The organism is Streptomyces sp. NPDC035033, from assembly GCF_040636735.1.
Lineage (GTDB): Bacteria > Actinomycetota > Actinomycetes > Streptomycetales > Streptomycetaceae > Streptomyces.
Map to the genome: position 1 here is coordinate 75,734 of NZ_JBEZUZ010000022.1, position 9,448 is coordinate 85,181.

Consider the following 9,448-nt stretch of genomic DNA (forward strand, 5'->3'; position numbering starts at 1 on the left):
GCTCAGACCAGGGCGCGGCCGAGAAGGTACACGGCGGGCGCGGCGGCCGTCAGCGGCAGGGCCACACCGGCCGTCATGTGCACGAAGCGGGACGGGTAGTCGTAGCTGGCCACCCGCAGGCCGACGAGGGCGCAGACGCCGGCGGCGAGGCCGAGCAGCGCCCCGGAGGCGCCCATGCCGTTCAGGGTGCCGGCGGCGGTGCCCGCGCCGGCGGCGGCGAGCAGCGAGACGACGAGCGAGACCGGGCCGGGCAGCGGGAGCGCGCGGGCGAGGACGGCCGCGGCCACCGCCGCCGCGCCGGCCACCACCGCGTCCGGCTCGGCGCCGAGGTGCCCGGCGGCGAGGACCGTGAGCGCCGACGAGGCGACGGTGGCCATCAGGCCGTACATCCGCTCGTCGGGGTCGGCGTGGCTGCGCAGCTGGAGGACGAGGCAGAGCAGGACCCAGACGCCGAGCGTGCCGAGGATGGCGGGGGCGGCGTGCTCGCGGCCGGTGGCCAGCAGGGCGGCGTCGGCGACGAGCCCGCCGAGGAAGGCGAGCGCGATGCCCTGCCGGGCGGGCCACATGCCGTTGAGCCGGAACCAGCCGGCGGCGGTGAGCGCCTGGAGGACGACCAGCGGCAGGAGGAGCCCGTACGCGCCGAGCGCGGCGCCGCCGGCGAGCAGCAGTCCGAGGACGGCCGTCAGGGCGGCGGGCCGCATCCCGGGCTCGATGATCGGCGACCGGCCCTCGGCACGCGCGCGCTGGGCGTCGGTGATCCGGGTGTTCCCGGAGGTGGTCGGCGAGGAGTACGCGGGCCCGGCATCGGCCTCGACGGGTACGGGCGCGGGGGCCGGGGCCCCGGGCCCCGGCCGGTCGTACGCCTGCGGGTACGGCTCCTGGGCGTAGGGCTGCGGCTGCGGTTGCGGCGCCTGCGGGGCGTGGGCCTGCTGCCCGTACGCCTCCTGTCCGTACCCGCCCTGCCCGTACGTCTCCCGCGGGTACGCCCCGGTCCCGTACGCCGGCTGGACCTGCGGCGCCTGCTGGGCGGCGTACTCGTAGGCGTGCGCGTGCGCCTGCGGGGCCGGCGGCTGCTGCTCCTGGGGGCGGATCGCGGGCTGGTACGTGGTGTCCCAGGTCTGGCCCTCCCAGGTCTGGGTGACCGAGGGGTCGTACGCGTGCGGGTCGTGGGGCTGCCCGCCCTGGCCGCCGTACTGCTGGTCGTTGCTCATGCTGTGGGGGTCACCCTCCTGCGAACGGGGGGAGCACCTCGACCGTGCCGCCCTCGGCAAGCCGTACCGTCTCATGGTTCCGGGTCCCGACCGGGTCGCCGTCGACGAGGAACGAGCAGCGCCGGAGGACCCGGACGAGCTCGCCCGGGTGGTTCGCGCGGGCCGCTTCCAGGGCCTCGGCGAGGGTCTCGGCGGTGTACGGCTCCTCGGCGACCCCGGCGGCGGCCTTGGCCGCGGCCCAGTAGCGGATGGTTCCCGCTGCCATAGCGGCGCTCCCTTCGTTCGTGTGCGCGCCGCCCCCCATGATGGGCTATCGGCGGACGAGCCAGGCGCCGAGCCGGTCGAGCAGCTCCTCGTCGGCCGCGTTCTCCGCGTGGCCCATGCCCGGCTCCAGCCACAGCTCCGCGTCCCCCGCCGCGGCCAGGGCCCGCGGGTGGTCGAGGGGGAAGTAGGCGTCCCGGTCGCCGTGGACGACGAGCAGCGGGACCGGCGCGATCAGCGGGACCGCCTCCACCGGGGAGAGCGGGACGGGGTCCCAGGCGCGGCGGTCGATGCGGGTGCGGAGCCCGTACCGGCCGACGAGCCGGCCGGCCGGGCGGGTGACCACCCAGTGGAGGCGGCGCATCGGGGCCGTCCCCCGGTAGTACCAACGGGCCGGGGCGGAGACGGCGGCGACCGCGTCGGGGCCCGCGTCCGTCCCGCGTTCCAGGGCGGCCTGCCGGAGCACGACGGAGCCGCCCATGGAGAAGCCGGCCGTCGCCACGCGCGCGTGGCCCTGCTCGCGGGCCCAGCGGACGGCGGCGGAGAGGTCGAGGACCTCGCGGTCGCCGAGGGTGGAGAGGCCGCCGGAGCCGCCGTGGCCGCGGAAGGAGAAGGTGACGACGGCCGCCGCGTGCCGGCCGAGGGCCCGTGCCGCGCGGCGCACGGCGGGCCGGTGGACGGAGCCGGTGAAGCCGTGGGCGACCACGATCGCGGTGTCGGTGGCAGCATCGGAGAAGGGTTCGTACAGGGCTTCGATGCGGACGCCGTCCGGCGTCCGCAGCATGGCGCGTCGAGGTCCGGAAGTGAGCGAGGAAACATCCATCATGTGAAATCGGCCCTCTGTCTCGGAACTCATGTGGGCTATTCTCCTAGGCAGAGGATCCGGGCGACGCCGCCACCGGGTCCTTTTGCGTTTTCCGGCCGTTGTTACGGACGGATGAACAAAAGCTCTCAGGGCGCGAGAGCGACGAGTGAGACCGCAGTGCCGCAGACGTCCTCGCAGGGACCGAGGAGGAACCGCCGTATGGACGAGCGTACGAAGCACGACCGACCGACGAGGCCGACGATCCGGACAGGTGGAGTGTCGCGATGAGTTCACTGCTGCTCCTGACCAACGCCCTCCAGCCGTCGACCGAGGTGCTGCCGGCACTCGGCCTGCTGCTGCACAACGTGCGGGTGGCCCCGGCCGAGGGCCCCGCCCTGGTGGACACCCCCGGCGCGGACGTGATCCTCGTCGACGGGCGGCGCGACCTGCCGCAGGTCCGCTCCCTCTGCCAGCTGCTGCGCTCCACCGGACCCGGCTGTCCGCTGGTCCTGGTGGTCACGGAGGGCGGTCTGGCGGCGGTCACCGCGGACTGGGGCATCGACGACGTCCTGCTGGACACCGCCGGTCCCGCCGAGGTCGAGGCGCGGCTGCGGCTCGCCCTGGGCCGGCAGCAGATCGTCGCGGACGACTCCCCGATGGAGATCCGCAACGGCGACCTGTCAGTGGACGAGGCCACGTACAGCGCGAAGCTGAAGGGACGGGTCCTCGACCTGACCTTCAAGGAGTTCGAGCTGCTGAAGTACCTGGCGCAGCACCCGGGCCGGGTCTTCACCCGCGCGCAGCTCCTCCAGGAGGTGTGGGGGTACGACTACTTCGGCGGCACCCGGACGGTCGACGTCCACGTGCGGCGGCTGCGCGCCAAGCTCGGCCCCGAGCACGAGTCGCTGATCGGCACCGTCCGCAACGTGGGGTACCGCTTCGTCACGCCCGAGAAGGTCGAGCGGGCCGCCGAGGAGGCCCGCGCCCAGGAGGCGAAGGGGTCCGCCGGGACGAACGGGGAGCGAACGGGACAGGACGCCCAGGAAGAGGCCCGTACCGGCACCTGAGTCAAGGGCGCCACGGCCGACACCACCCGTTGGAGGGACGGTAACGTGGCGTATGCCACAGTGCGACCTGCCGGTAGGTAGGTCACCCCGCGTAGACTTCCGCGCGTGGCCAAGGTGACGCGGGATGACGTGGCGCGACTGGCGGGTACTTCGACCGCGGTCGTGAGCTACGTCATCAACAACGGACCAAGGCCGGTCGCCCCGGCCACGCGCGAGCGTGTCCTCGCCGCCATCAAGGAGCTGGGCTACCGGCCCGACCGGGTGGCCCAGGCGATGGCGTCCCGCCGCACCGATCTCATAGGCATGATCGTCCCGGACGCGCGCCAGCCCTTCTTCGCGGAGATGGCGCACGCGGTCGAGCAGGCCGCCGCCGAGCGCGGGAAGATGGTCCTCGTCGGCAATTCCGACTACCGCACCGAACGCGAGATCCACTACCTGCGGGCCTTCCTCGGGATGCGGGTCTCCGGGCTGATCCTGGTCAGCCAGGGCATGAGCGAGCAGGCCGCGAGCGAGATCGAGGCCTGGGACGCGCGCGTGGTGCTGCTGCACGAGCGGCCGGAGGCCATCGACGACGTCGCCGTCGTCACCGACGACATCGGCGGCGCGCAGCTCGCCACCCGGCACCTCCTGGAGCACGGCCACCCGTACGTGGCGTGCCTCGGCGGCGTCGCCGACACCCCGGCCGTCGGCGACCCGGTCGCCGACCACGTCGAGGGCTGGCGGCGCGCCATGCTGGAGGCCGGCCGCGAGACCGAGGGCCGGCTCTTCGAGGCCCCGTACAACCGCTACGACGCCTACCAGGTGGCCCTGAAGCTGCTGGCGGGCCCGGACAGGCCGCCGGCGATCTTCTGCTCCACCGACGACCAGGCGTTCGGCGTGCTGCGGGCCGCCCGCGAGCTGCGGATCGACGTGCCGACGGAGCTGGCGGTGGCGGGCTTCGACGACGTGAAGGAGGCGGCGCTCACCGATCCGCCGCTGACCACCGTCTTCTCCGACCGCCCGGCGATGGCCCGGGCCGCGGTGGACCTGGTCCTCGACGACTCGCTCCGGGTCAGCGGCTCCCGCCGCGAGCGGGTCAAGCAGTTCCCGTCGGCGCTGGTGGTCCGCCGCTCCTGCGGCTGCCGCTGACCCCCGCCGGGCGCGCGCCGGGGCCACGGCCGCGCCGTCCGGCGCCCCGGCCGCCCGGTCGGCCCCCGACAGGTCTTTATTTCGGGCATACAGGGTTCTGTCGGGCTTCTCAGCCGGTCCTCAGACGGTTCTCATCTCCCGGTCCGAGAGTCGTGGTCATGACGGACCACACGCAGCCCCAGCAGCCGTACCACCCGCCGCGCCCGCCCTACGAGCCGACGCGGCCGATCACCACCGAGCCGGGCACCACCGTGTGGCCGTCCGGTTCCGGCGGCGGGTTCCCCCCTCCCCCGGCCGGACCGGCGTACGCGGCGGCCGGCCCGGCGCCCGCCGCCGGGCCCGTCTCCCGCCGGCGCGCCAGGCGCGGGGTCGGGCTGATGGCGGCCGTGGCCATCGCGGCGGCGGCGATCGGCGGCGGCACCGCCACCCTCGTACAGCGGCTGACCTCCGAGGCCCCCGCCACCACCGCGGCCTCCTCCGTGGTGAACGGCACCAACGTCTCCGCGAGCAGCACCGGCACGGTCGCCGGGGTCGCCGAGGCGGTCTCCCCCTCGATCGTGGAGATCTCGGCGAGCTCCGCCTCCGGCGAGTCCACCGGCTCGGGCGTGATCCTCACCGCCGACGGCGAGATCGTCACCAACAACCACGTGATCTCCGGCGCCTCCGAGATCACCGTCCGGACCGGCGACGGCGAGAGCCACCGGGCCGAGGTCGTCGGCACGGACCCCGACAAGGACCTCGCGCTCATCAAGCTGGAGGGCGCCTCCGGCCTGAAGGCCGCCGTCCTCGGCGACTCCTCCCGGGTGAAGGTCGGCGACGAGGTCGTCGCCATCGGCTCCCCCGAGGGCCTGACCGGCACCGTCACCAGCGGCATCGTCTCCGCCCTCGACCGGGACGTCACCGTCGCCAAGGACGAGGGGAGCGACCAGGGCCGGGACCAGCGGCAGTGGGACCCGCGGCAGGGCTGGCCGTTCGAGTTCGGCGGGCAGGAGTTCAACGGCGACACCGGTGCCTCGAAGACCACGTACAAGGCGATCCAGACCGACGCCTCGCTCAACCCGGGGAATTCCGGCGGCGCGCTGATCGATATGAACGGCCGCGTCATCGGGATCAATTCGGCCATGTATTCGCCCAGCGCTTCGAGCGGTTCCACGGCCGGCAGCGTCGGACTCGGATTCGCCATCCCGGTGAACACCCTGAAGGCCGACCTGGAATCCCTCCGCTCGGGCGGCGAAAGCTGAGCGCGTGGCACGCTGACACCATGACCGGGCAGCCGAACGAATCCGAGCGCATCCTCGTCGTCGACGACGAACCCGCCGTGCGGGAGGCCCTGCGGCGCTCCCTCGCCTTCGAGGGGTACGCGACGCGGGAGGCCGTCGACGGCGTCGACGCGCTCGCCGCCATGGAGTCGTACGCCCCCGACCTCGTCGTCCTCGACGTGCAGATGCCCCGCATGGACGGGCTGACGGCGGCCCGCCGGATCCGGGCCGCCGGCTCGACCGTGCCCATCCTCATGCTCACCGCCCGCGACACCGTCGGCGACCGCGTCACCGGCCTCGACGCGGGCGCCGACGACTACCTCGTGAAGCCCTTCGAGCTCGACGAGCTCTTCGCCCGCATCCGCGCCCTGCTGCGCCGCAGCTCCTACGCCGCCCCGTCGGCCGCCGCCGCGCACCCGGAGGACGTGCTCGTCTTCGAGGACCTGCGGATGGACCTGGCGACCCGCGAGGTGACCCGCGGCGGGCGGCCCGTGGAGCTGACCCGCACCGAGTTCACGCTCCTGGAGATGTTCCTGGCGCACCCCCGGCAGGTCCTCACCCGCGAGCAGATCCTCAAGGCCGTGTGGGGCTTCGACTTCGAGCCGAGCTCGAACTCGCTGGACGTGTACGTGATGTACCTGCGGCGCAAGACGGAGGCGGGCGGCGAACCACGGCTCGTGCACACCGTGCGCGGGGTCGGGTACGTGCTGCGCGGCGGGGGCGGCACCGAGTGACCCGGCCCCGCACCCCCCTGGCCTGGTTCCGCTCGCGGCCGCTGCGCTCCCGGCTCGCGCTGCTCACCGCCGTCGCCGTGGCCGTCGCCGTCGCCGCCGTCTCCACGGCCTGCTGGTTCGTCACCCGGGCCCAGCTGGAGGGCGAGCTGGACTCCGCGCTGCGCAACACCCGGCTCGACCGGGCGGCGGTCGGGACCCTGTCCCGGATCTGCCAGAGGGGCGAGGAGCCGCCGCCGGTCGGCGGGTACACCGTGCAGATCGTCGACGCGGTCGGCGGCGTCTGCACCTCCGGCGAGGCGGCCCTCCCGGTCGGCGCGGGCGACCTGGCGGTGGCCCGGGGCACGCTCGCGTACGTCCTGCGCACGGTGAAGGACGCCGACGGGCGCGAGATGCGCGTCTACACCTACGCGCAGCCGGAGTCGCCGGGCCTCGCGGTGTCGGTGGCCCGCCCGCTCGCCGAGATCGACAACGCCCTGTCCACGCTGGGCTGGGTGCTGCTGCTGGTCTCCGGGATCGGGGTCGTCGGCGCGGGCGCGGCCGGGCTGTGGGTGGCGCGGACCGGCCTGGAGCCGGTGGACCGGCTGACCGGGGCGGTGGAGCACGTGGCCGCCACGGAGGACCTGACGGTGCGGATCCCGGCCGACGGCGAGGACGAGATCGCCCGCCTGTCGCGGGCCTTCAACCAGATGACGGCGGCGCTCGCGAGCTCGCGGGACCGGCAGGCGCGCCTGATCGCGGACGCGGGCCACGAGCTCCGCACCCCGCTGACCTCGCTGCGGACCAACGTCGAGCTCCTCGCCCGCAGCGAGGAGACCGGCCGGGCGATCCCGCCGGAGGACCGGCGGGCCCTGATGGCCTCGGTGAAGGCGCAGATGACGGAGCTGGCGGCGCTCATCGGCGACCTCCAGGAGCTGGCCCGGCCGGACGCGGTGCGGCCGGGGCCGCTGGAGGTCGTCCCGCTGCACAACGTGCTGCGCTCCGCGCTGGACCGGGCGCGGCTGCGCGGGCCGGAACTGACCTTCGCGACCGACCTCGCGCCCTGGTACGTGCGGGCGGAGCCGGCGGGCCTGGAGCGCGCCCTCGTCAACGTGCTGGACAACGCGGTGAAGTTCTCGCCGCCGCGCGGCACGGTCGAGGTGACGCTGATGCGCGGCGAGCTGACGGTCCGCGACCACGGCCCCGGCATCGCCCCGGACGAACTCCCGCACGTCTTCGACCGCTTCTGGCGCTCCCCGTCGGCGCGCAGCCTGCCCGGCTCGGGCCTGGGCCTGTCGATCGTGGCCCGTACGGTGAAGCAGGCGGGCGGCTCGGTGTCGCTCTCCCCCGCGGAGGGCGGCGGCACGCTCGCGACGCTGCGCTTCCCAGGGGCCCCGACGCCGCCGCCGGAGCTGTGACGGCGGGCGCGGCGGGCGGGCGCTACTGCCCGACGCGGCCGTCGACGCGTTCGCGGAGGAGGTCGGCGTGGCCGCAGTGGCGGGCGTACTCGGTGATCTGCATGGTGAGGAGTTCGCGCAGCTGTCCGCCGTCGGGGGTGCGGGCGCCGAGGTCGGGGGCGGCGGCGAGGTACCGGTCGGTGGCCTCGGCCTCCTCCTTCCACCGCCGGCGGGCGTCGGCGACGACGGCCGGGTCGGCGACGGCGCCGGTCCAGTCGGCCTCGCGGTCGTCGGGGGTCCGGTAGATCCGGGGCGCGTCCTCGCCGGCGAGGCGGCGGAAGTGCCGCTCGTCCTCGGCCATGTGCCGGATCAGGCCGAGCAGCGACATGGTGGAGGGCGGCACGGAGCGGCGGGCCAGCTGCTCGGCGTCGAGGCCCTCGCACTTCAGCTCCAGGGTGAGCCGGAAGTGCCGCAGGGCGTCGAGCAGCGCGCCGCGCTCGTCGGTCACCGGCGCGCCGCCGCCCTCGCGCGGGTCGGCGTGGGGGTCGGCCCACATGTCGGTGTGGACGGTGGAGGCCGTCCACCGTCGTACGTCCGCGTCGCTCGTCTCCATGCGGGCATGGTGGTACGGCTCCGGTCCCGCCGCCACCGCATTGCCCCCGGTCCCGCTCAGTTGTGCCGCAGCAGGGCCTCGACGAGCCCGGTCCGGGTGGCGGGGAAGTCCAGGGGCACGATGCCGAGGCCGGTCCGGCCGGCCGCCCAGGAGCCGTCGAGCCAGCGGTGGACGCGCGGGTTGAGGTTGTCGGAGTTCCAGCGGGGCGGCAGGCCGGCGGAGGTGCTGACGAAGTTGACGTACAGCGGCCCGGGGCGCTCGACGGCGGCGCGGAAGTGGGCCTCGATCCTGGGGTACTTGGCGTCGGGGAGCGCGTTCCAGTCGTCCTGGACGGCGAAGTGCCGGGGGTCGGCCCAGCGGAGTCCGGGCAGGCCGCCGTTGTCGGCGAGCAGCACGACCCGGCCGCGGGCCTCGCCGAGGACGGGCAGGCCGTCGCCGATCCGGAAGAGGGAGCGCCAGCCGCGCCGGTCGAGGTAGTCGTCGAAGACGGCCCGGAAGGTGGCGTCGGACTCCTCGGAGTACTCCTGCTTGACCCGCATGAGCACGGTCTCGGTGGGGTGGGCGGCGAGGAAGTCGCGGCAGGCGACGAGGACGTCGCCGAACATCATGTTCTGGTAGGCGGCGCCGTGGTGGATGGCGAAGGACCCGCCGGTGACCCGGCACCGCACGTCGAGGAAGCGCACGCCGCTGTCGAGCTGCTGGGCGATCGTGGTGGTCTGGCACTGCGCCCAGGGTCCGCCGAAGCGCGCCCCGGAGTCGTGCGTCCCGGGGATCGTGAGCCGCGCGAGCGCGGTCCCGTCCCCGTGCGCCGCCATCCACGCGCGCGTGTCCACGGCCGCGGCCCGCGCCGCGGGCGCCCCGGCGAGCAGGACGGCTCCGGCCCCGAGGGCCCCGGTGAGAAAGCGTCGTCGCTCCATGGGACCGGATGATGACAGGTTCGCGTCAAACTCCGCCAGGGTGCGGACGCCCGAAGGGGCCGCCTCCCGGCCGTACCGGC

At 74.8% G+C, this 9,448-nt stretch carries 10 protein-coding genes; 5 read left to right on the forward strand and 5 right to left on the reverse strand.

Annotated elements, in window-relative coordinates; genetic code table 11:
* Nucleotides 1-2: 2 nt before the first annotated feature.
* From AB0E83_RS12315 to AB0E83_RS12325, 3 genes are read right to left on the reverse strand one after another with little or no spacing between them, the layout of a single operon-like run.
* Nucleotides 3-1,211: a hypothetical protein gene (locus AB0E83_RS12315; protein WP_362109382.1), complete on the reverse strand. Its 1,209-nt coding sequence runs from the start codon at nt 1,209-1,211 to the stop codon at nt 3-5.
* Nucleotides 1,212-1,221: 10 nt separating this feature from the next.
* The gene (locus tag AB0E83_RS12320) at nt 1,222-1,476 is read right to left on the reverse strand and encodes a MoaD/ThiS family protein (protein ID WP_362109384.1); all 255 of its coding nucleotides are present in this window, start codon (nt 1,474-1,476) and stop codon (nt 1,222-1,224) included.
* 45 nt (nt 1,477-1,521) lie between these two features.
* The gene (locus tag AB0E83_RS12325; RefSeq protein WP_362109386.1) at nt 1,522-2,328 is read right to left on the reverse strand and encodes an alpha/beta fold hydrolase; all 807 of its coding nucleotides are present in this window, start codon (nt 2,326-2,328) and stop codon (nt 1,522-1,524) included.
* A gap of 233 nt (nt 2,329-2,561) precedes the next feature.
* Between AB0E83_RS12325 and AB0E83_RS12330 the strand changes: the two genes are divergently transcribed.
* From AB0E83_RS12330 to AB0E83_RS12350, 5 genes are all read left to right on the forward strand, one after another.
* Entirely contained in the window at nt 2,562-3,344 is a 783-nt protein-coding gene (locus AB0E83_RS12330; protein ID WP_362109388.1) for a response regulator transcription factor, read from the forward strand.
* A gap of 105 nt (nt 3,345-3,449) precedes the next feature.
* Nucleotides 3,450-4,472: a LacI family DNA-binding transcriptional regulator gene (locus tag AB0E83_RS12335; RefSeq protein ID WP_362109390.1), complete on the forward strand. Its 1,023-nt coding sequence runs from the start codon at nt 3,450-3,452 to the stop codon at nt 4,470-4,472.
* Nucleotides 4,473-4,630: 158 nt separating this feature from the next.
* The gene (locus AB0E83_RS12340) at nt 4,631-5,713 is read left to right on the forward strand and encodes a trypsin-like peptidase domain-containing protein (protein WP_362109392.1); all 1,083 of its coding nucleotides are present in this window, start codon (nt 4,631-4,633) and stop codon (nt 5,711-5,713) included.
* A 20-nt stretch (nt 5,714-5,733) separates the two neighbouring features.
* On the forward strand, nt 5,734-6,465 hold the full coding sequence (locus tag AB0E83_RS12345; RefSeq protein ID WP_362109394.1) for a response regulator transcription factor: 732 nt from the start codon (nt 5,734-5,736) through the stop codon (nt 6,463-6,465).
* Nucleotides 6,462-7,859 (forward strand): HAMP domain-containing sensor histidine kinase, encoded by a 1,398-nt coding sequence (locus AB0E83_RS12350; RefSeq protein WP_362109396.1) that lies wholly within the window; start codon nt 6,462-6,464, stop codon nt 7,857-7,859. The genes AB0E83_RS12345 and AB0E83_RS12350 overlap by 4 nt, the downstream gene beginning before the upstream one ends.
* Before the next feature lie 22 nt (nt 7,860-7,881).
* On the opposite strand, the gene AB0E83_RS12355 is transcribed toward AB0E83_RS12350, so the two are convergent.
* Complete coding sequence (locus tag AB0E83_RS12355) at nt 7,882-8,451, reverse strand: DUF664 domain-containing protein (RefSeq protein ID WP_362109398.1); 570 nt, start codon at nt 8,449-8,451, stop codon at nt 7,882-7,884.
* Nucleotides 8,452-8,507: 56 nt separating this feature from the next.
* Nucleotides 8,508-9,368 carry a phosphatidylinositol-specific phospholipase C gene (locus AB0E83_RS12360; protein ID WP_362109400.1) on the reverse strand — a complete coding sequence of 287 codons (861 nt, stop codon included), beginning with the start codon at nt 9,366-9,368 and terminating at the stop codon, nt 8,508-8,510.
* Nucleotides 9,369-9,448: the final 80 nt, after the last annotated feature.

Excerpts from the sequence above, each read along its gene's own strand:
- AB0E83_RS12315 (WP_362109382.1), bottom strand. The coding sequence starts at position 1,211 with ATGAGCAACGACCAGCAGTACGGCGGCCAGGGCGGGCAGCCCCACGAC.
- AB0E83_RS12320 (WP_362109384.1), bottom strand. The coding sequence starts at position 1,476 with ATGGCAGCGGGAACCATCCGCTACTGGGCCGCGGCCAAGGCCGCCGCC.
- AB0E83_RS12325 (WP_362109386.1), bottom strand. The coding sequence starts at position 2,328 with ATGAGTTCCGAGACAGAGGGCCGATTTCACATGATGGATGTTTCCTCG.
- AB0E83_RS12330 (WP_362109388.1), top strand. The coding sequence starts at position 2,562 with ATGAGTTCACTGCTGCTCCTGACCAACGCCCTCCAGCCGTCGACCGAG.
- AB0E83_RS12340 (WP_362109392.1), top strand. The coding sequence starts at position 4,631 with ATGACGGACCACACGCAGCCCCAGCAGCCGTACCACCCGCCGCGCCCG.
- AB0E83_RS12345 (WP_362109394.1), top strand. The coding sequence starts at position 5,734 with ATGACCGGGCAGCCGAACGAATCCGAGCGCATCCTCGTCGTCGACGAC.
- AB0E83_RS12355 (WP_362109398.1), bottom strand. The coding sequence starts at position 8,451 with ATGGAGACGAGCGACGCGGACGTACGACGGTGGACGGCCTCCACCGTC.
- AB0E83_RS12360 (WP_362109400.1), bottom strand. The coding sequence starts at position 9,368 with ATGGAGCGACGACGCTTTCTCACCGGGGCCCTCGGGGCCGGAGCCGTC.